General features: G+C 37.4%; 33 protein-coding genes, 1 pseudogene and 1 riboswitch. Of the genes and pseudogenes, 14 read left to right on the top strand and 20 right to left on the bottom strand.

Annotated features, from left to right (window positions below):
• Positions 1-105: 105 nt before the first annotated feature.
• Together RTR43_RS04170 and RTR43_RS04165 are read right to left on the bottom strand one after the other, a co-directional pair.
• On the bottom strand, positions 106-1200 hold the full coding sequence (locus RTR43_RS04170; protein WP_396954531.1) for a tetraprenyl-beta-curcumene synthase family protein: 1095 nt from the start codon (positions 1198-1200) through the stop codon (positions 106-108).
• A 5-nt stretch (positions 1201-1205) separates the two neighbouring features.
• Entirely contained in the window at positions 1206-2009 is an 804-nt protein-coding gene (locus RTR43_RS04165) for an alpha/beta hydrolase (RefSeq protein WP_312469891.1), read from the bottom strand.
• 141 nt (positions 2010-2150) lie between these two features.
• On the opposite strand from RTR43_RS04165, the gene RTR43_RS04160 reads away from it, so the two are divergent.
• A complete protein-coding gene (locus RTR43_RS04160) occupies positions 2151-2663 on the top strand; it encodes a gamma carbonic anhydrase (RefSeq protein WP_312469889.1) in 513 nt (170 codons plus the stop codon).
• Positions 2664-2829: 166 nt separating this feature from the next.
• Here the strand turns inward: RTR43_RS04160 and asnB are convergent, their stop codons facing one another.
• Both asnB and metK read right to left on the bottom strand, forming a co-directional pair.
• Positions 2830-4734: an asparagine synthase (glutamine-hydrolyzing) gene (gene asnB / locus RTR43_RS04155; RefSeq protein ID WP_312469888.1), complete on the bottom strand. Its 1905-nt coding sequence runs from the start codon at positions 4732-4734 to the stop codon at positions 2830-2832.
• A gap of 447 nt (positions 4735-5181) precedes the next feature.
• Positions 5182-6381 (bottom strand): methionine adenosyltransferase, encoded by a 1200-nt coding sequence (gene metK / locus RTR43_RS04150; RefSeq protein WP_312469887.1) that lies wholly within the window; start codon positions 6379-6381, stop codon positions 5182-5184.
• Positions 6382-6581: 200 nt separating this feature from the next.
• A riboswitch (SAM riboswitch) is annotated at positions 6582-6720 on the bottom strand.
• Positions 6721-7005: 285 nt separating this feature from the next.
• Between metK and pckA the strand changes: the two genes are divergently transcribed.
• Positions 7006-8592, top strand: a complete 1587-nt coding sequence (gene pckA, locus RTR43_RS04145) for a phosphoenolpyruvate carboxykinase (ATP) (RefSeq protein ID WP_312469885.1) — start codon at positions 7006-7008, stop codon at positions 8590-8592.
• A gap of 64 nt (positions 8593-8656) precedes the next feature.
• Here pckA and RTR43_RS04140 read toward each other — a convergent pair whose 3' ends face one another.
• The 4 genes from RTR43_RS04140 to RTR43_RS04125 all read right to left on the bottom strand — a co-directional run bounded on the left by RTR43_RS04140 (position 8657) and on the right by RTR43_RS04125 (position 11330).
• Positions 8657-9628: a hypothetical protein gene (locus tag RTR43_RS04140; protein ID WP_312469884.1), complete on the bottom strand. Its 972-nt coding sequence runs from the start codon at positions 9626-9628 to the stop codon at positions 8657-8659.
• Positions 9609-10133: an RNA polymerase sigma factor gene (locus RTR43_RS04135; protein ID WP_312469883.1), complete on the bottom strand. Its 525-nt coding sequence runs from the start codon at positions 10131-10133 to the stop codon at positions 9609-9611. Before RTR43_RS04135 ends, RTR43_RS04140 begins: the two co-directional genes overlap by 20 nt.
• A 125-nt stretch (positions 10134-10258) precedes the next feature.
• Positions 10259-10501 (bottom strand): DUF2584 domain-containing protein, encoded by a 243-nt coding sequence (locus RTR43_RS04130; RefSeq protein WP_312469882.1) that lies wholly within the window; start codon positions 10499-10501, stop codon positions 10259-10261.
• Positions 10502-10541: 40 nt separating this feature from the next.
• Positions 10542-11330, bottom strand: coding sequence for an alpha/beta hydrolase family protein (locus RTR43_RS04125; protein WP_312469880.1), 789 nt, complete (start codon positions 11328-11330; stop codon positions 10542-10544).
• Between the two features lie 120 nt (positions 11331-11450).
• On the opposite strand from RTR43_RS04125, the gene RTR43_RS04120 reads away from it, so the two are divergent.
• From RTR43_RS04120 to RTR43_RS04110, 3 genes are read left to right on the top strand one after another with little or no spacing between them, the layout of a single operon-like run.
• A complete protein-coding gene (locus RTR43_RS04120) occupies positions 11451-12467 on the top strand; it encodes an ABC transporter substrate-binding protein (protein WP_312469878.1) in 1017 nt (338 codons plus the stop codon).
• Between the two features lie 21 nt (positions 12468-12488).
• Positions 12489-13265: an ABC transporter ATP-binding protein gene (locus RTR43_RS04115; protein WP_312469876.1), complete on the top strand. Its 777-nt coding sequence runs from the start codon at positions 12489-12491 to the stop codon at positions 13263-13265.
• Positions 13258-14052 carry an ABC transporter permease gene (locus tag RTR43_RS04110; protein WP_396954532.1) on the top strand — a complete coding sequence of 265 codons (795 nt, stop codon included), beginning with the start codon at positions 13258-13260 and terminating at the stop codon, positions 14050-14052. The genes RTR43_RS04115 and RTR43_RS04110 overlap by 8 nt, the downstream gene beginning before the upstream one ends.
• A gap of 21 nt (positions 14053-14073) precedes the next feature.
• On the opposite strand, the gene ytkD is transcribed toward RTR43_RS04110, so the two are convergent.
• Together ytkD and RTR43_RS04100 are read right to left on the bottom strand one after the other, a co-directional pair.
• Positions 14074-14553 carry an RNA deprotection pyrophosphohydrolase gene (ytkD, locus tag RTR43_RS04105; RefSeq protein ID WP_312469873.1) on the bottom strand — a complete coding sequence of 160 codons (480 nt, stop codon included), beginning with the start codon at positions 14551-14553 and terminating at the stop codon, positions 14074-14076.
• Between the two features lie 164 nt (positions 14554-14717).
• Positions 14718-15041, bottom strand: a complete 324-nt coding sequence (locus RTR43_RS04100) for a hydrolase (RefSeq protein ID WP_312469872.1) — start codon at positions 15039-15041, stop codon at positions 14718-14720.
• A gap of 214 nt (positions 15042-15255) precedes the next feature.
• Between RTR43_RS04100 and RTR43_RS04095 the strand changes: the two genes are divergently transcribed.
• The gene (locus RTR43_RS04095; protein WP_312469870.1) at positions 15256-15513 is read left to right on the top strand and encodes a DUF6154 family protein; all 258 of its coding nucleotides are present in this window, start codon (positions 15256-15258) and stop codon (positions 15511-15513) included.
• 111 nt (positions 15514-15624) lie between these two features.
• Positions 15625-15801 (top strand): YtzI protein, encoded by a 177-nt coding sequence (ytzI, locus tag RTR43_RS04090; protein WP_312469868.1) that lies wholly within the window; start codon positions 15625-15627, stop codon positions 15799-15801.
• A 39-nt stretch (positions 15802-15840) separates the two neighbouring features.
• On the opposite strand, the gene RTR43_RS04085 is transcribed toward ytzI, so the two are convergent.
• Positions 15841-16314 carry an S-ribosylhomocysteine lyase gene (locus RTR43_RS04085; RefSeq protein ID WP_248737792.1) on the bottom strand — a complete coding sequence of 158 codons (474 nt, stop codon included), beginning with the start codon at positions 16312-16314 and terminating at the stop codon, positions 15841-15843.
• 142 nt (positions 16315-16456) lie between these two features.
• On the opposite strand from RTR43_RS04085, the gene yidD reads away from it, so the two are divergent.
• Positions 16457-16684, top strand: a complete 228-nt coding sequence (gene yidD, locus RTR43_RS04080; protein WP_312469864.1) for a membrane protein insertion efficiency factor YidD — start codon at positions 16457-16459, stop codon at positions 16682-16684.
• Here the strand turns inward: yidD and RTR43_RS04075 are convergent.
• Entirely contained in the window at positions 16681-17253 is a 573-nt protein-coding gene (locus tag RTR43_RS04075; protein WP_312469862.1) for a beta-class carbonic anhydrase, read from the bottom strand. The genes yidD and RTR43_RS04075 overlap by 4 nt on opposite strands.
• Positions 17254-17456: 203 nt before the next feature.
• Between RTR43_RS04075 and RTR43_RS04070 the strand changes: the two genes are divergently transcribed.
• Both RTR43_RS04070 and RTR43_RS04065 read left to right on the top strand, forming a co-directional pair.
• Positions 17457-18401 carry a metal ABC transporter solute-binding protein, Zn/Mn family gene (locus RTR43_RS04070; protein WP_312469861.1) on the top strand — a complete coding sequence of 315 codons (945 nt, stop codon included), beginning with the start codon at positions 17457-17459 and terminating at the stop codon, positions 18399-18401.
• Positions 18402-18524: 123 nt separating this feature from the next.
• Positions 18525-18683 carry a DUF1540 domain-containing protein gene (locus tag RTR43_RS04065; RefSeq protein ID WP_312469859.1) on the top strand — a complete coding sequence of 53 codons (159 nt, stop codon included), beginning with the start codon at positions 18525-18527 and terminating at the stop codon, positions 18681-18683.
• A 296-nt stretch (positions 18684-18979) separates the two neighbouring features.
• On the opposite strand, the gene RTR43_RS04060 is transcribed toward RTR43_RS04065, so the two are convergent.
• The 3 genes and pseudogenes from RTR43_RS04060 to spoIIP form a co-directional block, all read right to left on the bottom strand.
• Positions 18980-19333, bottom strand: coding sequence for an acylphosphatase (locus RTR43_RS04060; protein WP_312469857.1), 354 nt, complete (start codon positions 19331-19333; stop codon positions 18980-18982).
• Positions 19334-19690: 357 nt separating this feature from the next.
• Positions 19691-19845: pseudogene (locus RTR43_RS04055) on the bottom strand (PEP-utilizing enzyme); the annotation flags it as partial.
• A 235-nt stretch (positions 19846-20080) separates the two neighbouring features.
• Positions 20081-21235 carry a stage II sporulation protein P gene (gene spoIIP, locus RTR43_RS04050; RefSeq protein WP_312469856.1) on the bottom strand — a complete coding sequence of 385 codons (1155 nt, stop codon included), beginning with the start codon at positions 21233-21235 and terminating at the stop codon, positions 20081-20083.
• 225 nt (positions 21236-21460) lie between these two features.
• Here spoIIP and RTR43_RS04045 point away from each other — a divergent pair, with 225 nt between their 5' ends.
• Both RTR43_RS04045 and RTR43_RS04040 read left to right on the top strand, forming a co-directional pair.
• On the top strand, positions 21461-22489 hold the full coding sequence (locus RTR43_RS04045) for an IS1595 family transposase (RefSeq protein ID WP_312469854.1): 1029 nt from the start codon (positions 21461-21463) through the stop codon (positions 22487-22489).
• A gap of 83 nt (positions 22490-22572) precedes the next feature.
• Entirely contained in the window at positions 22573-22842 is a 270-nt protein-coding gene (locus tag RTR43_RS04040; protein ID WP_312469852.1) for a hypothetical protein, read from the top strand.
• Positions 22843-23006: 164 nt separating this feature from the next.
• Here RTR43_RS04040 and RTR43_RS04035 read toward each other — a convergent pair whose 3' ends face one another.
• The 4 genes from RTR43_RS04035 to RTR43_RS04020 all read right to left on the bottom strand — a co-directional run bounded on the left by RTR43_RS04035 (position 23007) and on the right by RTR43_RS04020 (position 25379).
• Positions 23007-23789, bottom strand: coding sequence for a hypothetical protein (locus RTR43_RS04035; protein ID WP_312469850.1), 783 nt, complete (start codon positions 23787-23789; stop codon positions 23007-23009).
• Positions 23790-23978: 189 nt separating this feature from the next.
• Positions 23979-24380, bottom strand: coding sequence for a DUF3139 domain-containing protein (locus tag RTR43_RS04030; protein ID WP_312469848.1), 402 nt, complete (start codon positions 24378-24380; stop codon positions 23979-23981).
• Between the two features lie 182 nt (positions 24381-24562).
• On the bottom strand, positions 24563-24913 hold the full coding sequence (locus tag RTR43_RS04025; protein ID WP_312469846.1) for a VOC family protein: 351 nt from the start codon (positions 24911-24913) through the stop codon (positions 24563-24565).
• 220 nt (positions 24914-25133) lie between these two features.
• Positions 25134-25379: a hypothetical protein gene (locus RTR43_RS04020; protein WP_312469845.1), complete on the bottom strand. Its 246-nt coding sequence runs from the start codon at positions 25377-25379 to the stop codon at positions 25134-25136.
• Between the two features lie 278 nt (positions 25380-25657).
• Here RTR43_RS04020 and RTR43_RS04015 point away from each other — a divergent pair, with 278 nt between their 5' ends.
• Both RTR43_RS04015 and RTR43_RS04010 read left to right on the top strand, forming a co-directional pair.
• Positions 25658-25807 (top strand): hypothetical protein, encoded by a 150-nt coding sequence (locus RTR43_RS04015; protein ID WP_312469844.1) that lies wholly within the window; start codon positions 25658-25660, stop codon positions 25805-25807.
• A 22-nt stretch (positions 25808-25829) separates the two neighbouring features.
• Complete coding sequence (locus RTR43_RS04010; RefSeq protein WP_312469843.1) at positions 25830-26291, top strand: transposase; 462 nt, start codon at positions 25830-25832, stop codon at positions 26289-26291.
• Between the two features lie 305 nt (positions 26292-26596).
• Here the strand turns inward: RTR43_RS04010 and RTR43_RS25600 are convergent, their stop codons facing one another.
• Positions 26597-26716, bottom strand: a complete 120-nt coding sequence (locus tag RTR43_RS25600; RefSeq protein ID WP_396954530.1) for a carboxymuconolactone decarboxylase family protein — start codon at positions 26714-26716, stop codon at positions 26597-26599.
• Positions 26717-26724 lie beyond the last annotated feature (8 nt).

Here is a 26724-nt window from a genome sequence, read left to right as displayed (position 1 = left end):
CATCGAGCCTGGTTTTTTTACGATTTTGTTTATCCGTTGAAATTGTGTCGACGTCATCCTAAATTATGTAAATAAAGATTCTCAAATATTTTTCGAGCCGATTTATTACTTTATCATAAGCCTAGTCACAAATGCGGGTACTAATTTTTGAACTGAACGGTAGGCAAGTCCATTGAAATAAAAGAAATAACTAACCCAGCCACCCGTTTTCATGATTCCCTTTGCCAGCTTACGGACATTTTTCTGTTTCCGGACCTTCTCATCCGATAAATAAATTCCTAACAAGCCACGATTAATGAGCTGATGGAATTTTTTATGAGGAAGGTAGTCAGTATGCTTGTCTGCTTCCACAACAAAATGCTTTAGCCGATGAAAAAGTGTTTCTTGACTATCATAGTAGGAACAAAAGTTTAAGTCTCCTCCGGCAATATCTTCCTCTTGGTCAATAAAGTAATCTAAGAGAATATGTAGCCCCTGAATATAAGGAAAGTATCCCTTTCGAATATTTTCCGCATCGCTCGCCCGAAAATCTTCACGCATGGCATACGAGATTAAACAAAAAATGCCCAATGTCGAACCCGAGCAGGCCGAGAACTCATACCATTCCATCTCAGGAAGTCGATTTTGGTAACCATGAAACCATTCTTCAAGACGTGGTACCCGCTCCTCCTGTACCACATGCTTGTGGATTTGCAAATCACAATAATACTGACAGAGCTCCTGAAGATACTCTTTGATAACATTGTAATGCTCTATCTCTTTAAGAACAGAACGACATGTCTCCGATAAATCATACAAATAATCCCCGTCATCCTGATCCTCGCGAAGTCGGTAATAGTTTTGCTTATCAGCTTTAAGTAAAAGAGCATCTGCCATCGACATATGGAGGGTAGCAAAGTCTTCAGGATCAAGTGATGTACTACGGTCACAAAGATTATCTAAATAATCACTAATCGTTTGATAGGCGACGATAAACTTGACAGCTTTTTTATAATGATCTCCAGCTGTGAGAGCAAGAATCGCTCCACCTTCACAGTGGAACGTTTTATGCTCAATACTGGCAAGGGCTTGGTTTCTTAACTCTGGATTCGGAATTTTTTCAGCGCGGCTTTTCCAATAAGCCAATTCTTGATGGACTGCTGGAAGTATTTTGCGATATACCCTGGACATGAGGGTGATTGGCATCATGGAAAACGACATCCTTTCTAAACGATATAACCAATTGATTTTAACTGACTTAAAACAAAATCTTTTGCGTATTCAAAGACTTCTTCCCGCTCTGGTTCATTAAAAATTTCATGGTAGCATTTTGGCCATTCCTTGAATCTCTTTTCAGATAATGGGACGTTATTGAACCATTCCTTAACGGTAATTTTATTGACAATTTTGTCATCCCCGCCCTGCATGACAAGCATGGGGATATCCTGTGTTTTGTCGATATTGAGAAACGACTGCTTTATCGCAGTGGCAAGTTCGCGATACCACCTAATAGATACTTTTGTTACATAAAGAGTATCATTGGAGTCTGCTTCTCTAACATCTTCATTTCTAGTCGCCATTTGAACGGTTAGACCGGAATTCATCCGTAACGATGGAAATATCACATTCAAGCCATACGATAGAACATCTAAAAATTTGGAAGGGGAATGGACCAGTCCTAAGCATGGCGAAGAAAGGATCACCCCTGCAACATTTAACCGTTCTTCTTGAAGTAAGCGAATCGCGATTAACCCACCCATACTATGCCCAAGTAAAAACACGGGTAACTCATAACGATAGGCAGCTTGGATCCAATCCTTTACCTCAAATATATATTCATCGAAGGAATCAATATGGCCACGGCGGGCTCTAGTTGTCATCCCTTGCCCAGGAAGATCAGCCATTATGACATGAAAGCCAGATAAACGCCACATTTCAATCAGCCAGCCGTATCTAAGGTGATGTTCCATTGCCCCATGAACCATCACGATGACCGCCTTTGCTTCCCCTTCAGCTTCCCACTTCCACATTTTTATTTCCCCCTAGAAAAGTTATAAGCATTTCTTAAAACCCATTTGATTTTTATCAAAAAATAAAAAAAGGTAAATTTTTTGAAAAATACTTCAAGCATTCGATAAAATAGAATCATCATTCAAAAAGGAGCGAAACAGATGATCTACCCTTATAAAGATAAATACCCGTTAATTGCTGAGACAGCATTTATTGCGGATTATGTCACGATTACTGGTGATGTTGAAATTGGTGAACATTCTAGTGTCTGGTTTAACTCGAGTATCAGAGGCGATGTCGCACCAACGAGAATTGGCAATAAAGTCAATATCCAAGATAATTCTATCTTACACCAAAGTCCTAATAACCCGCTAATTTTAGAGGATGAAGTAACCGTAGGCCATCAGGTAATCCTCCACAGTTGCATCATTAGGAAAAGAGCGTTAATCGGAATGGGTTCCATTATCCTCGATAATGCGGAAATCGGTGAAGGTGCTTTTATTGGCGCTGGCAGCCTTGTATCACAAGGTAAGAAAATCCCCCCTAATACCTTAGCATTCGGCAGACCTGCAAAAGTTATTAGAGAATTGACAGCGGAAGATAGAAAAGATATGGAACGCATTTATACAGAATATGCGGAGAAAGCACAATATTATAAGTCGCAACAATCTTAATTTTATACAATCGAAGGACACTAATAGTTATTGGCTCATTTTTTGGTTTTATGGCTCAATTTCTTAATTGATTGGCTCATTTTCCTCTATTTATGGCTTTTTTGGCAATTAATTGTAAATCACATCAAGAGAAAAGCACCCATCACAACACATGGGTGCTTTCAAATTAATGCTTCATTGTTTGTAATTCTTTTTGCAAGGTAAAATCATGTTGAAATGAATAGACATCTTCTACATACACCTGATGCCATACCATAAACATCAACACGGTCCAAATTTTCCGGCTGTTGTCGGCTTTCCCTTGGCAATGGTCCTCAAGCAAGCCTAAAACGTATGGTTTATTGATTAAATGTTCCGTGTTACTTTCACGGATTATTTTTTTCGCCCATTCGTTCATTTCATTTTTCAACCAATGGCGAATTGGCACTGGGAAACCAAGCTTTTTACGGTCAAGCACATGTGCCGGCACAACACCTTCAGCCGCTTTTCGTAAAATATACTTGGTTGTTCCATTAGCTGTTTTCAAGCTTGTCGGTATTTTAGATGCTACTTCAAACACGGCCTTATCAAGGAACGGAACCCTCAGCTCAAGTGAATGAGCCATCGTCATTTTATCTGCTTTCAGCAGAATATCGCCGCGCATCCACGTATGAATATCAATATATTGCATCCGGTCTACTGGATCATAACCTCTTGATTCCTCATAAAGCGGCTTCGTAATGTCTAAATAGTTCAATCCATCTCGATATACGCTCAAAAGATCACGTTTTTCTTCTTCCCTGAACATCTTCGCATTCCCGATATAACGCTCCTCCATCGGTGTAACGCCACGTTCAATAAAACTTTTTCCCTTTGTTCCTTCAGGCATCATGTTTGCAATCCCTTTTAAAAGTACTTTTCCTACTCTCGGGATTTTATTGAACACCTCTAAATCTTGGGGCTCACGGTAAATATTGTATCCACCAAATAATTCATCAGCACCTTCACCAGATAGAACCACAGTTACATGTTTTCGGGCTTCACGCGCGACAAAGTAAAGTGGGACACAGGCCGGATCTGCCAGCGGATCATCCATATGCCACATGATTTTCGGAATTTCATCCATATACTCCTGTGGTGAAATCACATAACTGATGTTTTCTACACCCAGCTTTTCTGCCGTCTCTTTCGCCACATCAATTTCACTGAAGCCATTATGTTCAAAGCCCACAGAGAAGGTTTTAATGGCAGGATGATATTCTTTAGCAATGGATGCAATGATGGAAGAATCGATTCCACCAGATAAGAACGAACCAACTGGTACGTCACTGCGCATATGCATTTTGACAGAGTCGAATAGTACATCTTTAATTTCTTTGATAAAATCGGATTCTGATTTTTGGACTGGCTTAAATTGTGCCTTCCAATATCGTTTGATTTCCAGAGGTGAGCCAATTTTTTTCGTGAAATAATGGCCTGGCTCTAATTTTTTTATTCCCTCAGACAAAGTGTTTGGTTCAGGAACAAATTGATAAGTTAAATAGTGCTGAAGCGAATCATAGTCTAAAACATCATTTTCGAGGGCAAGCAAGATACTTTTCTTCTCAGATGCAAACAAAGTTCTTTCTCCATCCTGCATATAGAAGAAAGGCTTGATTCCGAAAGGATCGCGCGCACCATAAAGGGTTTGCTCCTGCTTATCCCAAATAATAAAAGCAAACATCCCACGCAATTTTTCCACCGCTTTTTCCTTCAAGTGGCTATAAAGTGCGATGATAACTTCAGTATCAGAACTTGTCGAAAACGTTAAGCCTTCCTTTAACAGTTCATCACGCAATTCAACATAGTTATAGACTTCACCGTTAAAAATAATCCAATATCGCTCATTTTCATACGTAAGCGGCTGGTGTCCGCTTTCAATGTCGATAATACTTAAACGACGGAAACCAAATTGAATATGGTCATCATAAAAGAAACCATCATCATCAGGTCCGCGGTGGGTAATGATATCGTTCATATTTTTAAATTGTTGTCTTTGTTCATTACTATAGTTTTGTGTTTTGTCGTGTACACAACCGATAAAACCACACATTATGTACCTCACCTACTCCATTTCAAAATAAAACATTCTCAAAAAACATCTCTCTAATACTACCACTATTTTTGCAAAAATGGCACTGTGAACATTTAGAAATTTGGTGTACCTTCATTTTTCACTTCTATTGACCTACTTAAACATTTTATTCATTGGTACCAATATACTGAACAAGAAAATAGATAAAGTAAACTCCCCGATTTGCAAGCCGTTAGGCGACGACAGAGGCGTAGTTGCCCTTATGCCTGAAAGGAAAGTAATACTTTCCTTTCCTTTCGGCCGAAAAATAGAAAAGAGAGTTACATATGAAATGCAACTCCCCTTCCCATTTGTCTAGCTCCAGCGCCTAGGGGCTCAAGGAGACTAATCTCTGGCTTCGCTTTGCTTGCCAGTCGATAATTCGCCCTATCTCACCCCTGGTCAAGGCGCTTCCGCTTTTCTTGTTTATAGATTTGCTTGCTGGCGTAAAGTATCAGCTTTATCTGTAAGCTCCCATGGAAGCTCTACATCTGTACGGCCAAAGTGACCGTAAGCTGCTGTTTGTTGGTAAATTGGACGGCGTAGGTCCAGCATGTTAATGATTCCGGCAGGGCGCAGGTCAAAGTTTTTACTTACTAAGTCAACTAAAACCTCTTCACTTACCTTTCCAGTTCCAAACGTATCAACAGAGATGGAAACCGGTCTTGCTACACCAATTGCATAAGCAAGTTGAACTTCAACTTTTTCAGCAAGGCCTGCAGCAACGATGTTTTTAGCTACATAACGAGCCGCATAGGCTGCAGAACGGTCAACCTTTGTAGGATCCTTACCAGAGAAGGCACCACCGCCATGACGAGCATATCCGCCATACGTATCAACAATGATCTTACGACCGGTTAAGCCTGCATCCCCTTGTGGTCCGCCGATAACGAAACGGCCTGTTGGGTTAATGAAATATTTCGTGTTTTCATCGATTAGTTCTTGAGGAACAACTGGATTGATAACATATTCTTTCAGGTTACGTTGAATTTGCTCTAACGTTACCTCCGGATTATGTTGAGTTGAGATAACAATTGTATCAATGCGGACGGGCTTGTCATTTTCATCATACTCAACCGTAACTTGAGTTTTTCCGTCTGGACGAAGGTATTCAAGAACCTTATCCTTACGCACCTCTGTTAATCGGCGAGCAAGCTTGTGTGCTAGTGAAATCGGAAGAGGCATAAGCTCTTTTGTTTCATTACAAGCAAAACCAAACATTAAACCTTGGTCTCCTGCCCCAATTGCTTCGATTTCTTCATCAGACATTAAGCCTTCACGTGCTTCAAGCGCTTGGTCAACACCCATGGCAATGTCAGGACTCTGTTCACCAATCGAGGTTAAAACAGCACAAGTCTCGGAGTCAAAGCCGTATTTAGCACGATCGTAACCGATCCCTTTAATTGTTTCACGAACAATCTTCGGAATATCCACGTAAGTAGAGGTTGTGATTTCGCCAGCAACTAGAACTAATCCGGTCGTTACTGAGGTTTCAGCAGCTACACGAGCATTAGCATCCTTCGCTAAAATAGCATCTAAAATGGAATCAGAAATTTGGTCACATATCTTGTCAGGATGACCTTCCGTTACTGATTCAGAAGTGAACAAACGACGTTTTGTTGACATCTGAAATCCTCCTATAATATGAGATAATCGAGGTTTTATGAAGGTTACAGGAATACTTCTTGAACCTCGTGATTGATACGGTACTCATTCCCTTAGTATGAAATAAACAAAGGATTTTTATTAGAAACTCTTTTCATAAAAGGACTTATACAAAACAAAAAACCTTACCACTATGAGGAAAGGTTGTTCCGGGCCTTTCACTCTTATCGTTCAAGACATGAGCCTTGCGTCAGATTAGCACCTTCGCACTTGAAAAGGAACTGTTATGCAGTCATCCTTTTCGTTTAGCAGGTTGCTGGGTTTCATTGGGCCTGTCCCTCCACCAGCTCGGGATAAGAGAGTATCCGTTCAAATCAGAATATTACTCTACAATGGCGAACATTGTCAATGAGTTTTTTAAAGAAATATCTAGCAACTTCGTAAATGAACTGTTCTAGAGATTGCCTTCATTTTTTCATTTATATTCAAAAATCAACTATTTGTCATTACCGTTTTAAATTTTTTCGAATAATGTATAAAACACTACTCAATTCCATTGAATAGTATAGACTATTAGAATTAATGTGTTATACTATTTACTAATATTAATAATATAAAAACCCTAATAAAGGAAGGTTTCTTTAAATGAATTCTGTTCATATTCCAAATGAATTAAGCCACTTGTTAAACGAAAGCAATAGCCATGTCCAATTATCTGTACCTCAAATAGTTGAAAAAATCTTAAGTCGTAACGAAGGAACCTTAACCTCAACTGGAGCAGTTCGTGTCTCAACCGGTAAATATACAGGACGATCACCAAAAGATAAATTTATTGTAATGGAAGAGTCCACGAAGGATAAAATTGCTTGGGGTTCATTAAATCAACCTATTTCTGAGGAAGTATTTACTAATTTGTATCATAAAGTTCTAGATCATTTAAAACAACTTAATGAAATTTTTGTGTTTAAAGGCTTTGCCGGTGCTGATAAAAAATCCCGTTTGCCCATCCAAGTTATCAATGAATTGGCTTGGCATAATTTATTTGCCCAGCAATTATTTATTCGCCCAACTGCAGACGAACTGCTAGACCATGACCATGGATTCACTGTTATTTCTGCCCCCCATTTCAAGGCAGATCCAGCTATTGATGGAACAAACTCAGAAACTTTTATTATTATCTCTTTTGAACGCAGAATCGTTTTAATCGGAGGAACCGAGTACGCAGGTGAAATGAAAAAATCGATTTTTTCTGTGATGAATTATTTGTTGCCTGAAAACAATATTTTTTCGATGCACTGTTCAGCAAATGTAGGGGTAGAAGGTGATGTCGCTCTCTTCTTCGGGTTATCCGGCACAGGAAAAACAACCTTATCCGCTGATCCGAATCGTCGTTTAATTGGTGATGATGAACATGGCTGGTCTTCTAATGGTGTTTTTAATATTGAGGGCGGCTGTTATGCCAAATGCATCAATCTTTCCCGCGAAAAAGAACCGCAAATTTTTGATGCCATTCGTTTTGGTACAGTCCTTGAAAATGTGGTCATGAATCAAAAATCGAGAATTCCTGATTATGATGATGGAACGTTGACAGAAAACACAAGGGCAGCCTACCCAATTCAAGCGATTGATAATATTGTGCAGCCTAGTATTGCCGGTCATCCCAACACAATTGTCTTCTTAACAGCTGACGCGTTCGGAGTATTGCCACCAATTGCAAAATTAACGAAGGAACAAGCGATGTATCACTTCTTAAGTGGCTATACCTCAAAGCTTGCCGGAACTGAGCGTGGTGTAACATCTCCAGAGGCAACCTTCTCCACCTGCTTTGGTGCGCCATTCCTGCCGTTACCTGCGACCCGTTACGCAGAAATGCTTGGTGAAAAAATTCTTGAGCACAATGTAAATGTCTTTCTTGTGAATACCGGCTGGACTGGTGGAGAATATGGTGTCGGCAACCGGATGAAGCTTATGTTCACAAGAGCAATGGTTCAGGCAGCTCTTGAAGGTGAACTAAACCTTGTTGAAACGGTCAAAGACGAAATCTTTGGCTTAAATATTCCGCTTCATATTGCCGGTGTTCCTGACGAAGTTCTTCAGCCGAATAAAACATGGGCAGACCCAGAGGGCTATGAAAAGAAAGCAAAGGAACTGGCAGCAAAGTTCCGGGAGAATTTTAAGAAATTCACCAATGTTGCCGCTGAAATTGAAGAAAAAGGCGGACCGATTGCTTAAAATATTTGAACCATGTTATCAACTCAAAAAGCGATTCCATTCAAGAATCGCTTTCTTTAGTTTTTTAATCTGAAGGCTTTCCAACTCTAACAAAATTCGAATCCCCCATTACGCCAAAACTATATTTACCACTCTTTTCAATTCGGAAATCTCCTTTGTACATAGAAGTCTTTCTTCCATCTTCAGAAGTGGAATCTGTTTGATGTCTAAAAGTAAACTTGGAGATGTCAGTTGGCTCATCTTCATTAATGATCTCTAATTCGATTTCTTCAGGCAGGTTTTCCCCCACAACCTCAATGTAAGCATCCTGATAAGACTTGGCATACAAATCTTCTTGGGAAATCAATAATGTTGCATTACCGCCGAGTAAGACATAATGGTCCTTTACATTAATAGTAAATTTACCAATTTTCTTCTGCTTACCCGAAGTATTGCCGACAATGAATTCTAGGTTCCATTTTCCTCGTTTGTCAAAGAAGATACGCAAATCAACCGAAGCATGAGCGTCTGAACCATACAATCCACCAGATAATTGTCCGCCTCCAATGGTAGTTGATATTCCTGTTTCCACGTGTGTTGCTTCAACATTTAGATATTGATACGATTTAAGATCCTTTCCCCATAAAAAAACCTGTGTAATTCGCGATGAGCGGGGATTATCCCATACTACCCATTCCTTCGGCGCCAAGAGGCTAACCTTGTTCGGAATACCAAAATTACTATCTGCATAATGTGGGGTGCCATCTTTATCTACCAAGGCAAAATAATTGCCTTCCTGAGCCTGTTTAATAACAGTCCCAGTTCTTTGGTTCTTATCCTCCATTTTATTTGTTAAATAAAGGATTGGAGCAATAAGAATCAAGATAAACACCGCTGCTAAAGCGGCGATTCTTTGCAAGGGAAAATGCCTCTTTGGCTTTCGTACTCCGGCATCACTAATCGTTTTTAACATTTCTGTTCTTTGGATCGTTGTTAGTTCATGCTTTGGAAAATCCGCTAACACTTCAAGCAGTCCTTTATCCGATAAATGACTCAAAATACTCTCCCTCCTTTAACTGCTCATTTAGTTTTTTCACGGCCCTAAAAAAGGTGACATTCACTTTATTTTCCGACCAGCCGAGTACCTGACCTGCCTCCCGTGATGACATTTCAGCAATGCCTTTTAGTAAGACTACATCACGATAACTGGGCTTCAACCCATTAATCGCTTCATACAAATGGGCATATTCCATTTTTTTGACTATTTTTCCTCCTGTATCTTGTTCATGAAGCTGTGGAGATTCATAATCAAGAATCTGTTTAAGCCGATTCCAAACGGATTTTTTACGATAATAATCAATCGCTGTATTTCTGGCTATCGAAATAAGCCATGTTTTCGGACTTGAATCGTTCTTAAAGCGACTAAAGGCACGAAATGCCCGCAAAAAGGTTTCTTGAACCAAATCTTCTACATCCGAAGAACCGGTATAATAAACAAGATAATTAGTAACATCCTTCTCATATTGGATAAACCATTTCTCTATTTGATGGTCCCTTTCCAACCAAATACCCCCTTTCCCAATCCCTTTTTACTTTTGACTTTAAAAATAAGACGGCTTTGTCGATCCTTTCTTACACTTTTTTTACACTTTTCTGCAAAAGAAAAAGCAGGTTCAACAGCCCCTGCTTAATTCGTTGAATTCAATGAAATTAGTTGATATGTTATCGTCGTTCTGTTATTTTGCCATTCCACTTTTTTAATTAAAGCCGTTCCGCTTGAGTCTCCATCCATTGTTTTTCTGACATCAATTGGAATCTCAATTGGATATAGCCGGAGCCCTTCTTTTTCTAAAACAAATAGGTTTTCTTCGACTCTCTTCTCTCTTCCTTTTGTCACAATCATCGTATTTAACTCAAGGGGCATACCCATAAAAATCCGCTCCTCTGTTTGTATTAACTATATATTACCATTATTTGCATTGGTTTTTCATCCAATTTGATAAATCTCGAACAACTTTTCTATTTATTACAGGTGGGAAATAGTGTGTAAACTCATCAAAATACCAACATTCGACTTGTTTGTCTAATGACCTAAGTCTTCTTTCTAGTCGGTAGGCATGCTCTACGGAAACATTATCGTCCATAACTCCATGAATAATCAAAACTGGAGCAGCTAGTTTTTCTAACTCATAAAGAGGTGTCCTCACTTGATACCGCTCTGGATACTTCTCCGGAGTGCCGCCAATGACCCTCTTCATCATTCTTCGTAAATCTTTTCTCTCCATATAAGTTAAGGTCATATCACTAACCCCGCCCCACGTCACAACAGATGCCGCATCCGGAAAGTGAATCCCTGTCAGCAGCGCCATCACTCCGCCGCGTGAAAAACCAAAGATATGGATATCTCGAACTCTTGGCAATGACTTTAACAGCAAAAAGGCTGAAAACGCATCTTCCCTATCATCCCCTGCAAAATCCTCATTGCCCTCCCCGCCTTGATTTCCACGATAATAGGGAGCAAAAACAATAAACCCCTCGGCCGCAAACTGAGCAATCCTTGAAGGTCTAACTTTTCCAACATTTTTGATCCCGCCTCTTAAATAAAGAAATCCATCACAAACGCCCTTGTTTTTTGGTTCAGCAAGCATTCCTTTTACTCTCAACCCATTTGAGAGGTAGGTAATTACATTCAATTCTACCTTTGGATTAGGGGAGGGAAAGCGATTAAACGCAACAATTTTTCCATTATAGTCATTCATTTTTATCTATCCTTATTAAAAATTTTGGAACTAGGCATTCACACATTTTATTCGCCTTCATACGATATCTTAGGTAAAAACAGCCCAGAATATAATTGATTTAAGGAGGTCCATCATTTTATGAATAAATGGGTAAAACTCAGTTTCTCCTCACTTCTCATAGCTTTTTTTATGTTAACCTTAGCTGCTTGCAATACAAATGATGATACCAAAACAAAGAAACTGGAAAAAGTCCGGATTGCAGAAGTAACTCGCTCGATTTTCTATGCCCCGCAATATGTCGCCTTAGCAAAAGGATTTTTCAAGGCCGAAGGTTTAGACATTACGCTAACGACAACTCCTGGGGGCGACAAAACGATGACGGCCCTAATCTCAGGGGGAGCCGATGTTGCCCTTGTAGGTTCTGAAACATCGATTTATGTATACGCACAAGGGGCTAATGATCCAGTCATCAATTTTGCACAATTAACGCAAACTGACGGCACATTCCTTGTTTCCAGAGAAAAAATTGACCATTTTTCTTGGGATTTATTAAAGGGAACCACCTTCCTCGGCCAACGTAAAGGCGGCATGCCGCAGATGGTCGGTGAATTTGTGCTAAAGAAGCATGGAATTGATCCACACAAAGATTTAACGTTAATCCAAAATATCGACTTCGCGAACATTGCTAATGCCTTTGCCTCTGGTTCAGGTGAATTCGTTCAATTATTTGAGCCAACTGCTAGCATTATTGAAAAAGAAGGAAAAGGCCATATTGTTGCATCATTTGGTAAAGAATCCGGCCATGTGCCCTATACAACCTTTATGGCAAAAGAAAGCTATATGAAAAAAAATAAAGCGACGATTGAAAAATTCACAAAAGCCATTTACAAAGCCCAGCAATGGGTGAAAACACATAGCGCCGAGGAAATTGCCAAGGCAGTGGAACCGTATTTTCCGGATACAGATCGCGGAATTATGAAAACCGTTGACGAGCGCTATAAGAATCAAGGCTCGTTCGCAACAGATCCTATCCTGGACGAAGAAGAATGGAATAATCTTCAGAACATCATGAGAGAAGCTGGCGAGCTTCCAAAAGAAGTCGATCATAAAACGCTAGTCAATACAGCGATTGCCGAAAAGATTATCAAGAAATAATAGGAAAGGGAGGCCGTTCATATGAGCTTTTTACATGTTCAAGGAATTCATCACACCTATTTTTCTAAAGCCTCTGCTACCACGGCCCTTTCCGATATTTCCCTTACGGTTGAGGAAGGAGAATTTGTCTCCATCCTCGGCCCAAGTGGATGTGGAAAGACAACCCTGCTCTCCATCATATCCAGTCTGATAAAACCGTCTGAAGGAACTGTCTTGTTAGAGAATAAACCTATTTCAACTTCCAAAAATGAAATTGGCTATATGCTACAGCAGGATTATTTGTTTCCATGGAAAACGATCGAAGAGAATATTTTTCTAGGTCTTAAGTTATCAAAGCAGATAAATGATAAAACCAAATCAAATGCCCTCGGGTTATTAAAACAGATTGGTTTAACAGGAGTAGAAAAACAGCTGCCAAAGCAATTATCAGGAGGAATGAGGCAGCGGGTTGCCCTCGTTAGGACGCTCGCAACCGAACCAAAACTGCTGATGCTGGATGAACCTTTTTCCTCTCTCGATTATCAAACAAAGCTAAAGCTTGAGGATTTAGTGTCGCAAATATTAGCTGAATTTGGCAAAACGGCGATTCTCGTTACCCATGATATCGGGGAAGCCATCGCCATGAGTGATCGAGTCTTTTTATTCTCGTCGCATCCTGGAAGGCTCCATAAAACATTTCATATGCCAGCGGAGTTACGCCGATTAACCCCTTTTGAAACGAGAAATCATGAACTTTTCCCAAGTATCTTTCAAATGATTTGGAAGGAGTTGGAGTCCCTTGAGCAAGGAAATGAATAAGGTGGATCTCCTTCATAAAAACTACCTTCAATCCCTAAAAGTTGAAAAAAGATGGGTCCGGTTATATCAGGCTATCATTTTCCTGCTCTTTTTTTCGAGCTGGGAGGTTTCGAGTCAAAAACAGTGGATTGACCCGCTCATTTTCAGTTCCCCTACAAAAATATGGAACTTATTTTTAAACAAACTCCAGGATGGCTCGTTAATAACGAATATAGGTGTAACTTTAACGGAAACTGTTCTTGGCTTTATTTTGGGTACCTTACTTGGCACAATATTAGCGGCCATTCTGTGGTGGTCACCAATGATTTCAAAAATTCTAGATCCCTACCTTGTCATCTTAAACGCGATGCCCAAAGTGGCTTTGGGGCCGATTTTGATTGTCGCTTTAAGTCCCGGATATCCCTCCATTATTGCAATGGGAGCGATTATCTCGATCATCATTACGACCATTGTTGTTTATACCTCATTTAAAGAAGTCGACCCAAATTATTTAAAGGTGCTGCAAACCTTCGGAGCTACGCGCTTTCAATGCTTTAAAGAAGCCATTATGCCGGCGAGCTTCCCAACCATTATTTCGACTTTGAAGGTCAATGTCGGTCTATCATGGGTCGGTGTCATCGTTGGAGAATTCCTTGTATCGTCTAAAGGACTCGGATATATGATTATTTACGGCTTTCAGGTCTTTAATTTTACACTTGTTTTTCTATCGCTTTTGGTTATCGCAGTATTCGCCACAATTATGTACCAGCTCGTGGAATTATTAGAGAAAAAATTAATCAAAGAATAGTGGTTCGCCAAGGGCTTTCCGCTATTCTTTTTCACTTTGCTTTTGATTGATATAGGTAACACATTCTTCCACAACCTGATCTTTCATAATAAAGCTATATTCTTCACCAAATCGCAGCTGTAATAAATCACCTTTAACAATAACGGGACCATTTGTTTCATAGTAACTGCTTGTTTCAGCTATCCTTTTTACCTTTCCCCAAAAAACAGTCTTCACAAAAGGTTCCATTTCATCATAAACCATGTACTGTGCCAAATAGTTCAAATCGGCAAGAATAGCCCCGGTCTCCTCATAGGTCTCACGTCGTGCTGCTTCCTCAAGGGTTTCCCCGGATTCTCTTTTACCACCGGGAAATTCAATCCCCCTTTGTTTATGATTGGTTAAAAGCCAGCCATCCTCAAATTGGCAAATGACCAGAACATGTTTCGATTCTACTTGAAAACTGTTCTGGGAAAAGGTGAGTTCAACCTTGTTTCCGTTATCATCTAAAAACCGTATCATGTTAAAACCTACCTCAATTTTTTGATGCTTTTATTATAAATGGTAACTTACCGATTGGCGAGGCCGTTAGGACTGTTCATGAGGCATAGTTGAATTTATACTTTACTATTAGCTAAACGAAAAAAAGGGAAAACCCCCTGTGATTTGGATTTTCCTTTATGAGGCTATTCTTCTTTCTGCAAAATATTCATGCTATCAATATGACTTTTGGCTTCTTCATCCCCCAGCTTGTGCAGCATCCCATATACCTGCTGAATGGTACTGTCGTAAGCATCGTTTTCACGGTCATAATGATATTGAACATAGGGAACATGGGCTCTGAAAAAATTTTTCCATTCAGTGGAATAATTTTGGTTAAACAGCTCACGGAGCTCGGTGATTTCTTGATCTGATGCATGTATTTTATAGCTCCAAGTCGAATCAGTGGCACTTTGGGAGATTTCCCCAGCCCCGACATCTATAAAATAGGTTTTCTTTTGCTCGTCCATTTTGTCATCCCCTTTTGCTCTTTATTAATCCACAAATAGATAAAATTTATTCTTTTTCAAAATTCGACTCATTTTTTTGAAATGAATACGTTATAATAAACATACAATCAAGAAAACAGATTTTTCAGTTAATTCAAAAACAAGAAAAGGAGGGATGATTTTATCTTTTTATGGGTATGGAATAGGTATAAGATTAAATAAGGAGGTGCTCCAATTGAAATTAGTCGATGAATTATTTGAGATGTACCGAAACAAGCTAACTGGCGATGAAGAAGATATTGACATGCTGGCGTTTGCCTTTTTAGAAGAGATGTCACATGAGGACCTGCTTGCCTTAATCCAAGAAATGGATAAACAAGAACTTTATGATTTAATGGGTATTTATTTAATCGAAAGCTTAAAAGGGAAATTTGCCCAAGAAGAATACGGACAACATCGCACAAATACTTACTACCCTAGAAATATTCATTGATTTTACATAACACCGTTCAATTGGGAGGCTGAATAGCTTCCTTTTTAGTGCATTGAGGTCATTCATTAGAGATATTCATGTTACAATGTAGTTGTAAAAGGGGGGCCAGACATGAATACCGTACTAGTGATTAGTATTATTATTGTATTTATCGTTTTACTATTAGCTGTTATTACTACTTCAAAAGCATACTCTTTTAAACATACCGTGGATTCTATTGAAGACACTCCTATTATTGACGAGGAGAATAAACAGCAAGTTCCTAATCAGGAGGAAAACAAGGTATAAAAAAATTCCTATTCGTTTGAATAGGAATTTTTCATTTAATTAGGCAAAAACCTGTTTTAAGTCTTCTTTGCTTTGCTCTAGCCAGAACCGCATTAACCGTTTGGCTTCTTCTAAATCATGCAGCTTCGCTTGCCCGCATTGTCGTTCATTAGCAGCAGGAATATCGACGATTTCAACCGCATCCTTCATGGTATCCTCAAGTAGATCAATGATTTCCTCCACTGTTGGTTCACCGCTAACAACTAGGTAATAACCGGTTTGGCAGCCCATTGGAGAAATATCAATAATATCAAAGTGGTCATATTTTTCGGAATGCTTTCTAATATTAAAGGCAAGTAAATGCTCTAACGTATGAATCGCATCTGGTTTCATCGCTTGTTTATTAGGCTGGCAAAAACGAATATCATATTTATTAACTACTCCGTCACTTCCGACCTTATGGACACCGCAATGTCTCACATAAGGGGCTTTAACGGCATTATGATCTAAATCAAAGCTTTCAACTGAAGGCATAAATATCACTCCTTTATTCATCTATTACCTATCTTACTATAAAATCCGAGTTTTTTCATCTACTTACATAGATTTAACAATTTAGACGTATGTTTAAATATATGTTATGTTGTAAGTAATCATAAAAAGGAGATAAAAATCCATGTTGAAAAAAATCTTTCTTTCCATTATTCGTTTTTATCAGGTCGTTATCTCACCATTAAAACCACCAACATGTCGATTTTATCCTACTTGTTCACACTATGGCTTAGAAGCAGTTCAACGGTTTGGTGCATTAAAAGGTGGCTGGCTTACCATTAAACGGATATTAAAATGTCATCCCTTTCATCCAGGAGGGTTGGATCCTGTTCCTGAAAAAAAGCACGACTAATTATTATAACCATCTACAACTAAATCAAGCTTCCCAGTCTTGGGGTCAATTACGAGTCCATGGACAGGAATTCCCTCGGGCATTAACGGATGATGTTTAATAATGTCGACACTGTGCTCCACACTCTCAGTCACATTATCAAACCCATGAAGCCACTGGTGAATATCAATGCCAGAATAGATAAGCGTATCAATGGTTTCTTGTGTTATTCCTCGCTCTTTCATATTCTCAATCACTGGCTCGGCTTTTAAGCCGCTCATTCCACAATCATAATGTGCAATAACCAATACCTCCTGAGCCTGTAATTCATATACCGCAATCAGAATGCTTCTCATCACACTTCCAAAGGGGTGAGAGACAAGGCCGCCAGCATCTTTAATTAGCTTTGCATCCCCATTTCCCAGGTTTAGGGCTTTCGGCAATAATTCCAACAATCGTGTATCCATACAGGTGAGTATGACCATTCGCTTATTAGGGAACTTAGTTGTTTCATATTTCTCGTATTCGTGATTTTTTACAAAATTTTCATTATGTTCAAGAATCTCGTTCAATATTGTTGAGTTGTTCATATAAATCCCACCTTTCTTTTTTAGCATACATAAAAGACAATGCTAATAACAAATTATATACTTGCATTTAAGTTATTTTTTTTGTAAGATACATATGGAAATCGGAATCGTTCCGTATTATACATTTATTTCTTTTCTGAATACTAAAAATTTTTCGAATTTAAATCGTAATTAATCCGATTTAATAACTTTAAGGAGCCCTTATGAAAAAAATAATTCTTATCCTTTCGATTCTGTTACCATTAAGTCTTATTTTGTCTGCTTGCGCTAATGGAAAAGACCAGGTACAAAAAAAGAAAGGCCAGTTAAGCATCTATACCACTGTATTCCCACTTCAATATTTTACTGAACGGATTGGCGGTAAATATGTAGATGTTAAAACAATCTATCCTCCTGGGGCGGATGAACACACCTTTGAACCATCCCAAAAAGATATGATGAATTTGGCGGATTCAGACTTATTTTTCTATATTGGATTAGGTCTTGAAGGATTTGTGGAAAAAGCAAAAGGAACATTAAAAAACGAGAATGTTACCTTAGTGCCCACTGCCGATAAGCTGAATTTACCAAAAAATAATCATTCAACAGAAGAAGAGGCAGCGCATGATGACCATGACCATGGTGATATCAATCCGCATGTATGGGTCGATCCCCTTTATGCAAAGGAAATGGCTGCCGTTATTCGAGATTCTTTAGCAAAAAAAATGCCGCAAAACAAGGACGTTTTCAATACAAATTATCAAAAACTAGCTTCTGAGTTAGATGACCTCAATACCCAATTTGAGCAGACGATTACGAATGCCAAGCATAAAAAAATCATTGTCACACACGCTGCGTTTGGGTATTGGGAAAATCGTTATGGGATTGAACAAATCAGTATTTCAGGGCTTTCGACTACAAACGAACCAACACAAAAAGAACTTGAAAAAATTATTTCTATCGCTGACCATGACGGCTTACACTATATTCTTTTCGAACAAAACGTCCAATCAAAGCTAGGCAAGGTCGTTCAGAGTGAAATTGGTGCTCGAGCATTACCGATTCACAATCTCGCTATTTTATCTAAAGAGAACATAAAAAACAAAGAAACGTATTTTTCATTAATGAATAAAAATCTTGAAACATTAAAAACAGCTTTAAATCATTAACCTTGAAAAATTTGGTTTTATAGCCATTCACTCACTTTTATTCCCTATCACTTACAGGATTGCTGGCACTTAAATCAGCAAATGCTATGACAGTATTACCGAAACTTTAAGGAGTGATACCAAATGGCACAAGATGTTTTATGTGAAGTGAATAACTGCTCGTTTTGGGCTAATGGTAATAAATGCAGCGCCGATAAAATTTATGTGGTCAGCCATACCGGTCAAACGGCTGATTCCACAAAAGAGACCGATTGTAAAACTTTTGAACCAAGTGACCTTTAGATTAAATAAAATGAACAGACAATTTTATTCAAACGGGTTCACTTGTGAGGCGCAAAACAGTAAATCGCAAGTAAAATCTCACCACTGATCACAAAATATTCACCTAGAGATTCACAGTATATTTCAATTAAAGAATGGCTCGGACCTTTTTATCTAAGCCATTCTTTATTTTATTCATCGTTTTTTACTAAAGCACCCCGTAAGTTTAAGTACACAACTTCACAATCTTTTTTAGTGGATAAGAAAAAGGCGACCTTCTTCATGAAGAATCGCACCTGATTGTGGATATAAGTACTTTATCTCACTATTGTAAAATTTTCATCATCATCACTAATAGGTACATCAATCATGGTTACTTTTTTTACAGATGCCCGTTTCAATGACTGCATACAATTGACCAAAAAATAAATTTTCGATTCTTCCCCTTGTAATTCTGCTTCCACACTTCCATCTTCTAAATTTTCCACCCATCCCTTTAATTTCATTCTTTCAGCAATACAATATATTTCCAAGCGAAATCCTACCTTTTGTACTCTTCCAGAAAAAGTAACTCTTTTTCTGATAAAACTGCCTGAATTAAATTTAGGAAACTTTATACGATTCGCATGACTAATTACATATCCGTCTCTTAATTTCTTAAAAACGCTCATTTAATACAACGTCCTCCTTCTAGTTTATGACTCACTCGTCTCCGAACCAAAAACAAAAGCCTTACTCCCTCTAAGAAGTAAGGCTAAATATATATTCTCCATTAAGAAAAACTTATCCTTCTTATTCAACTGCTTCGTTAGTACAACAACAAAGGGATCGCCAGCACCCCCACTATTTAACTCTTGAACCCTATAGTTTAAGTGATAGCATTCACAAATTTATATAAAAAAAGCCGATCTCCACATTTGGAAAGTCGGCCATATTTTTGTCCCAATAGAAAGATTGTAAGACACCGCTCAGGTAACCACTGGAGCGGTGCTAATGATTAAATGATTAAATCTGGATGTATTCACCAATTATAATATTTTGATATACCCTTCTGTTCCATGCACGCGAATTCGTTGCCCTTCTTTTATCAGATTGGTGGCATTCTCCACTCCGACAACTGCTGGTAACCATATTCACGCGCGATAACTGCTCCATGGGTCATCAGTCCACCAACTTCGGTAACTCACGATTCTGTTTACTCACAAAAATGATCGCCTTTCGACGACCCCTTCTTCGAGCAAGGAAAAATAAATTGTGAATCTATATTTTATAAGTTGTTCCGATATAAATATGCTACTGAAAATATTAAACCAGTAATGAAAGCACTTATAGTTATATAAGATAAACCTGTAGAGCAATAAGATACTGTGCTGCTAATTAAAGTAAACAATAACCATTTTACAGACGATGAAAAAAATCTAACCATTACCATTTACCTCTTTTGCATCTTTTGAATTCCAAAAATAATTAGAAAATACATCTGAAAATGCATCAACAGTCCTATTTAGTTCATCAAAATTATTATCTACGCCTCCAATTTCTAGCAACATAGCCTCATTAGAAATATCTTGATTGTAGATACCATTCCCTTCACTGTAAGTTTTAAGGAAGATTCCACGGCTAATACCAGGATATTTTGTCTCTAACTTTTCGTTTAATTTTTTTACAAACTCTAAATTTTCTTGATAATTTTTGTTCTCTTTACCTATCACAAAATATAGCCTTGCATAGCTCTTCCCGTTTATTGTTTTAGTTGTCAATTTTCCTCTAGCTGAATCACGATGTATATCAATAAAATATTTTAGATTATTGTTTTTACCCGCCACTGCTTCAACAATTTGATGTGATACTGTATATGCCTTTAGTGTACTCCATCTTCTTTTATGCAATTCTTGAGTCATATTTGTTTTATCGTGTTCAACACCTATCCCTTTCCTCATTAGGTCATCAGCTAAGTGTTGTCCAAGACTAATTACATTTACCCTATCATCATTGCTAATTGCATCGTTTGGAATTTTAGCATCTTTTAATAAAGGGAGAAATGACTCGTAACTGTGAGAGTGATAAATAAATACTGACTTTTTTTCAGGATTCGTTATAGGGCTATTGTTTTCTGGTATCTTGGTTTGATTTAATTTCTCCTCAGAAACTTTCCTTTCATTTAATAGAACTTCAATAGGTGGAGACGATTCATATGGTAGTGTGGCAAGGCCTGTCCCTTCTCCTGCTACTACTATTTCAGTGTCATACATTCTTAATCCAGGTAATTCATTCCCTAAAAACGTTCTAGCATCTGTTGGTTTAATAGTTGTTGCTATCTGGATAGCTAGATTTGAAATTTTTGATGCTGTGAAAACAGGGTTGTCCATTTCAGGGAAAAAGGTATGATTCTCATATTTAAAAAATTGAATAAAGAGTTTTTCTGTGTTTAATATACCAATTGAATTATTTATTTTTTGGGAAGAAATTTTAATATTCATTAAAACAACCAACGAAATAATCAGTAACATTAGTATAACAATTAGAATAGATCGGTAAGTAATTTTTAGTGAGATTATTTTTATCGTATTCATTGGAAAAACCCCCTTAACTCATTTATATGGGCTAAAAAGAGTTTTATGGCAAAATTTTCATTTTTCCTATTTCATATTAATATTACTAAATATAAAAATTCATATTTAATTAACAGCTCGCTAGTTTAATAACAAGGCTCTGTTAAAGGTAAATGTTGATATTTAATACTTTCCCGAATTATTAGTATAATCGACCTAAGAACGAATATTCGGGAGGAAGTAAGAATGAGCAAGGCGTTTAGCAATCTACTGAAACACATTGATAAATTACCGCATACCCAAAAAGAAAAAGTATATCAATGGGTAAAACGCTATGTTCAGCCTTCTTCCTCTGTGGGTGGTCGTTTAATCAATGAAATGAGAGAAACTCGCTTCAAGGAAGGATTTGAGTGTCCTCATTGTTCATCTGAACACGTTGTTCGGTTTGGAAAATATAATGGTCGTCAACGCTATCGCTGTAAATGTTGTGGCAAAACTTTTACTGACACAACCAACACCGTTTTATACCGTACTCGAAAAGGTGATGAATGGATTACATTTGTTGATTGTATGTTCAAAGGATATTCCCTGCGAAAATCGGCTGAAATCGTAGGGGTTACTTGGGTTACTCTTTTTTATTGGAGACACAAACTTTTAAACGCTTTAAAACAAATGGATTTCAAGCATTTTGAAGGTATCGTTGAAATTGACGAGACCTATTTCCTATACTCCGAAAAGGGGAAACGTGGTAGTACTAACCGCAAACCTCGAAAACGAGGCGGAAAATCTAAGCATAGAGGTATCAGTCACAAACAGGTTTGTGTTCTCGTTGCCAGAGACCGCACAAAAGCGACTGTCTCCAAAGTCGCTTGTACGGGTCGTATTGTGAAAACAAAGGTTGATACTTTAATTGGTTCTAAATTGTCTGATGAAAATGTGCTTGTAACTGATGCTTGGAGGGCATATAAAACGTATGCCAAAGAAAAAGGTTTAGAGCATTATCGGATTAAGTCAGACAGTGGCAAACACGTTATTAAGGGCTTGTATCATATCCAAAATGTCAACGGTCTCCATTCTTGTTTAAAACAATGGATAGACCGCTTTAAAGGCGTGGCTACAAAATATCTTGATAATTACCTTGCTTGGTTTTTATTTGTCGATAGTCGTAGCAACGAAAGCACTAAACAGCATATCAAAGAATTCCTTCTCACATCATTTGTATATGAAGTGACAGACACATATGATAGTTTAAGGTTGTCAAAATTTAATGTTTAATTTTGTATAACCAAAATAATTGAAAACTTCAATAAACAATTGGAGAATTGTGGTAAATTATACAATGAGAGGGGAGAGGGAATATGACATACGAGATTTACGCAGTAATTATTTTAATAGTTGGGATATTAATAGCCACTTTATCCAGCCTGAGAAAACCTAAAGCAAAGAAGTTCAGAATTTGGGGAATAACCACTATGCTCATAATAGCACCAATTGCTTCGTGGTTAATCAGTAGTATCTATGGATTAAGTAAAGGTAGTGGATTTGCAATGATAGGGCTACTTATCATTCTGTGTCCAATCCTTTTTATAGCAGGAATTGTTCTTTATTGGATTGGTGGAAGGGTCTGAAAATTCAGAAGTAAGTTTAAAAGAAACGGGAAACCTTTGAAAAATAGAGTTTCCCTTTAATATTGCTAAAAATCAACAATAAGATTTAACAGAGCCAATAACAAAAAAAGATGGTTGCAGCCGCAATCCTATCTTAAAGTAAAGCCCCCGTTCAACAAGATTTTTTAGCTCTCTCGTCTACATTGAATACGACTTTCTTTTCCGGAAATACCTTTTTCTATTGAAACATTAGTTATTTTAACACCATTTTCTGGAGTATCGGACAAAGTTATATTGATTCTATCGTAAGGAACATCGCCATGATGTGCTCCATAGTTTAACGCACTTGCTTGAACTATATGTCTTCGATCAGCACCAGCTATTCTTTCAATACTATCTATCTTTGGACACATAATAAAATCAGAGTTTTTTTCGTCGAGTTGAGTAAAATACCTGAAATATAAAGTTTCATCAAGCAATTCTTCTTTAGAGGCTCCATAACTTTCATATTTCCACCCCACTAGGAGCCAATCATAAAGCTCTTGCGACTTTAATCGAACTTTTACTTTATTTTGGGTATATAAGACCTCACTATCTACTAAAGTGCAGGTCTTTCCATCGTTTTCGGTAATACAGTTGAATACAGGTTCTAAACTTGCAACATCCCCATTACTCATTGTCACTTTAAGTTTTACTGGAGATTTATAAGATTCAAACTCGGTTACTCCATTTGCAGGTCTTGATGTGTTAATCCAATTAATAACCTTTCTGATTATTACTTCTTCATAACCATCATTTATTTGAAATATCCGGGATCTCCCAGATAACCGCTTTACTTGTACTGAATTAACTTCCTCAGTTTTTAGTGGGTGAATTCCGTTCAGTTTTGGATTGACATCAGCCTTTACTAATAACATTGGAGAAAATAATCCAGCAATCACCAGACCTATTATAACTAGTTTTTTCACGAATTTTTGCCACCTCTGGATGTAAGTTTTTTAGATATTTTCCCCTAATATTAAGACTGAATACTTAAAGAACTAAGATGCAAATCAATCAGATTCCGTTACAACAAAGAACATCATTCAATAGCTTTTCTTGTTGAACTAAACTCCGTTAGAATAAGGATATAAATCATCTTGCTTGGTTCATACTTTTTATTTAGAAGTTAAAATTAAATTTCCGTTGGAATCAAATTTTGACCAACCATCTTTAAGACTTGGATATTTCATTCCACTTTCAATCGAGCTGCCTCCAATCATCAAAGGAGATTCATATACAATTAGCAAGACGCTATTAGAGGATTTATCATATTCATATTCATATATTAAATTGGGCTCATCGGCAAACTTATAAACAATCATCCATCTGCCTGTTTTAAACTCCTTAGATGATTTTTTTTGATACTCTTTATCAAAATCTACTTTCTGAGCTTTCATATATGTTTCAATTCTTTCCTCCGCAATTTTTTCATATCCAGGAAAGTTTATATCCCAAACAATTACAACCGCTAGCACAAATATAAATACACATATAGATAAAAAGAACTTTTTGGACACCAAAACCACCCCTTGGTGTAATTTTACACTAATTATAACAATTAAAACCAGGCAATTGGTGAGAATGTTTATTTAATTTACGCTCTTCAACTCCAGTTACTTGAATAAGAAAAAAGCCACCAAATTGGCAGCTAGATCTTCAACTCTTGCATCCGTTACTCTAAAAAGATTTAAATTCAAGATTATTTCTCCCACATTTCAATCCATCTTCCTTCTGGATCAGAAATCCAAATAAATGTTCCAAACTCGCTTTTTTCAGGTTGTTTTAAAAGTGGAATTCCAATTTTATTGAAATGTTCCATCCACGCTTCAATATTTTCTACTTGAAAATTTAGCATCACAGATTGTTCTTCTGGAAAATAATTACTACTTTCTTTAAACAAAGAAAAGATTGTTTCGTTGTCAGCATCAGGCTTGATGATAGTACCATTCCACTCTCCCATCGATATACCTAGAGTTTCTTTATACCAATTTTTTAATGAATCAACATCTTTTGTTCTCCAAAAAATCCCACCGAAACCTTTAATTTTCATAATCTTGACCTCCTATTAGATATATATAAAAGATTTTATTGTTAAACGATCTGCCCTTTAGTGTAACAAGATAAAGAGCTGCCGTTATAACTTTTTGCTAAACTCAAGCTCCCTTTAGTTTAGGTTCATTTATTCACAAACTTATTACAGGAATGCTGCCACGTTTTTTAATGCTTTAAAGAAATGCATTGACATCACCAGAACAGCACATCCCTCGATTTCATTTATTTTTATGATTAGAATTCAGTAATTCTGCCTTTATTTCTTCGTCTGACACAAATACCTCTTCATTGTTTTGACTCTTACTTTTAGGAATTAACAATAAAATACCCAAGATTAAAACAATTAAAATTAGACAAATAGAAATAGTATGCAACCCTTGCCCCGCTGCCATAGCAACTTGAAATACAATTGAGGATGTAAGTAATGATAAACTAATTATTAAAAGTCCAAATAACCTGTACATAACATCCCCTTTCAATTCCTAGTTTATAAAGTCGTTACTGATATTTATTCTAGATAATAATTAGTTTTCCTTCTTCGACCTGCCAGCTTATTAAGTCCAAATAATAAATTAGGATGAAGATCTGTTTGATCAACACCCTAATTCTTTAAAATAGATCTAAAATACAAAATAAAAGACCAAGATTATGTACTTTAATAAGTAAGCAGATGGTTTCCCACGAAATGAATCATTCTTAGTATCTTTAGTAAGAAAAGCAAGTAATACAAGAGTTAAAGAAAATGATAATGATAACAAGTGCTGATGAATGGATGGAGATCAAGTATCAATGTCAACGAATGAACTATTACAAGAAGACCAACAAGGAATTATATGATTTTTTTCAAATCCGGCAATACGTTGGCAGTCCGTTTGGTAAGAATCCGGCATAAGACAGGTGAGATTGAGTACCTGATGACCAACTTGACATCGGAAGAATTCGACACGGATGAGATTTCCTGGTTATACAACCTTCGTTGGGGAATTGAAACCAACTACCACTACTTAAAGGAAAGCATGAAGATTACAAATATCTCAAGTAGTAAGGAAGAACTTATTAAGCAGGACATCTATAGTCAGATGTATGTTTTTAACCTTCTGCAAACTGTCCAAAATGAAGCTGAAAAGGAGATTGTTCAAGAGAATTATAAGCACAAAATGAAAATCAACATAAATATGGCTGTGGGGTATATAAAACGATACTTTATTGTCATTATGTTGAGGGAAGAGCCATCGGAATGGGAGCAGCTCTATAATCGATTGCACAACAAGATTCTCAAGGAAATAGTCCCTATTCGAAAGGGAAGGAAATATGAACGGACAACGTGTTCGAAAAACAGGCATCACATAAACAAAAGAAAAGCCTTTAATGGATAAAATGGAGTAAAACAACTTAAAATCCGATATATGGGGGGGAAATTTTCTCTTTTCGTGCTGCCTTTTCCTTCAATTGAAAAAAACTATGAATCACAATCCAACTGAATTGTAATCCATAGTTCCTTAAGTTAATGACATTGATTACCAAAGTGGTTTGCTTCGGAATTTACTCTTTTACTGTCAATTATATCTTTGGCCTTTATTCTTTTAATTACTTTCCTACGAAAGAGCACTACCCGCTGTAAATTCTTCTAAAGCATGCATGGCAAGCCTCGCGTTGGGATAAATGATCGAACCGCCACCAATCACACTAATTTTGAGGGTTCCATGATTTCGTCGATGGTTGCCCCGCCATTTTTACAACCTTCCATGTGATAGCAAATGCATTCATCGCATCGGCTAACTATTGATATGACTAATCCCATAATGGTAT

It is taken from the genome of Neobacillus sp. (assembly GCF_031988165.1).
In the GTDB taxonomy this organism is placed as follows: domain Bacteria; phylum Bacillota; class Bacilli; order Bacillales; family Cytobacillaceae; genus Neobacillus; species Neobacillus rhizosphaerae.
Note: the sequence above shows the minus strand (reverse complement) of the source record. Positions and strands in the feature narration are given on the sequence as shown.

Bases quoted from the DNA above. Each gene is read 5' to 3' on its own strand.
- RTR43_RS04170 (WP_396954531.1), bottom strand. From the start codon at position 1,200: ATGTCGTTTTCCATGATGCCAATCACCCTCATGTCCAGGGTATATCGC.
- RTR43_RS04165 (WP_312469891.1), bottom strand. From the start codon at position 2,009: ATGTGGAAGTGGGAAGCTGAAGGGGAAGCAAAGGCGGTCATCGTGATG.
- RTR43_RS04160 (WP_312469889.1), top strand. From the start codon at position 2,151: ATGATCTACCCTTATAAAGATAAATACCCGTTAATTGCTGAGACAGCA.
- asnB (WP_312469888.1), bottom strand. From the start codon at position 4,734: ATGTGTGGTTTTATCGGTTGTGTACACGACAAAACACAAAACTATAGT.
- metK (WP_312469887.1), bottom strand. From the start codon at position 6,381: ATGTCAACAAAACGTCGTTTGTTCACTTCTGAATCAGTAACGGAAGGT.
- pckA (WP_312469885.1), top strand. From the start codon at position 7,006: ATGAATTCTGTTCATATTCCAAATGAATTAAGCCACTTGTTAAACGAA.
- RTR43_RS04130 (WP_312469882.1), bottom strand. From the start codon at position 10,501: ATGGGTATGCCCCTTGAGTTAAATACGATGATTGTGACAAAAGGAAGA.
- RTR43_RS04125 (WP_312469880.1), bottom strand. From the start codon at position 11,330: ATGAATGACTATAATGGAAAAATTGTTGCGTTTAATCGCTTTCCCTCC.
- RTR43_RS04120 (WP_312469878.1), top strand. From the start codon at position 11,451: ATGAATAAATGGGTAAAACTCAGTTTCTCCTCACTTCTCATAGCTTTT.
- RTR43_RS04115 (WP_312469876.1), top strand. From the start codon at position 12,489: ATGAGCTTTTTACATGTTCAAGGAATTCATCACACCTATTTTTCTAAA.
- RTR43_RS04110 (WP_396954532.1), top strand. From the start codon at position 13,258: ATGAATAAGGTGGATCTCCTTCATAAAAACTACCTTCAATCCCTAAAA.
- ytkD (WP_312469873.1), bottom strand. From the start codon at position 14,553: ATGATACGGTTTTTAGATGATAACGGAAACAAGGTTGAACTCACCTTT.
- RTR43_RS04100 (WP_312469872.1), bottom strand. From the start codon at position 15,041: ATGGACGAGCAAAAGAAAACCTATTTTATAGATGTCGGGGCTGGGGAA.
- ytzI (WP_312469868.1), top strand. From the start codon at position 15,625: ATGAATACCGTACTAGTGATTAGTATTATTATTGTATTTATCGTTTTA.
- RTR43_RS04085 (WP_248737792.1), bottom strand. From the start codon at position 16,314: ATGCCTTCAGTTGAAAGCTTTGATTTAGATCATAATGCCGTTAAAGCC.
- yidD (WP_312469864.1), top strand. From the start codon at position 16,457: ATGTTGAAAAAAATCTTTCTTTCCATTATTCGTTTTTATCAGGTCGTT.
- RTR43_RS04075 (WP_312469862.1), bottom strand. From the start codon at position 17,253: ATGAACAACTCAACAATATTGAACGAGATTCTTGAACATAATGAAAAT.
- RTR43_RS04070 (WP_312469861.1), top strand. From the start codon at position 17,457: ATGAAAAAAATAATTCTTATCCTTTCGATTCTGTTACCATTAAGTCTT.
- RTR43_RS04065 (WP_312469859.1), top strand. From the start codon at position 18,525: ATGGCACAAGATGTTTTATGTGAAGTGAATAACTGCTCGTTTTGGGCT.
- RTR43_RS04060 (WP_312469857.1), bottom strand. From the start codon at position 19,333: ATGAGCGTTTTTAAGAAATTAAGAGACGGATATGTAATTAGTCATGCG.
- spoIIP (WP_312469856.1), bottom strand. From the start codon at position 21,235: ATGAATACGATAAAAATAATCTCACTAAAAATTACTTACCGATCTATT.
- RTR43_RS04045 (WP_312469854.1), top strand. From the start codon at position 21,461: ATGAGCAAGGCGTTTAGCAATCTACTGAAACACATTGATAAATTACCG.
- RTR43_RS04040 (WP_312469852.1), top strand. From the start codon at position 22,573: ATGACATACGAGATTTACGCAGTAATTATTTTAATAGTTGGGATATTA.
- RTR43_RS04025 (WP_312469846.1), bottom strand. From the start codon at position 24,913: ATGAAAATTAAAGGTTTCGGTGGGATTTTTTGGAGAACAAAAGATGTT.
- RTR43_RS04020 (WP_312469845.1), bottom strand. From the start codon at position 25,379: ATGTACAGGTTATTTGGACTTTTAATAATTAGTTTATCATTACTTACA.
- RTR43_RS04015 (WP_312469844.1), top strand. From the start codon at position 25,658: ATGATAATGATAACAAGTGCTGATGAATGGATGGAGATCAAGTATCAA.
- RTR43_RS04010 (WP_312469843.1), top strand. From the start codon at position 25,830: ATGACCAACTTGACATCGGAAGAATTCGACACGGATGAGATTTCCTGG.
- RTR43_RS25600 (WP_396954530.1), bottom strand. From the start codon at position 26,716: ATGGGATTAGTCATATCAATAGTTAGCCGATGCGATGAATGCATTTGC.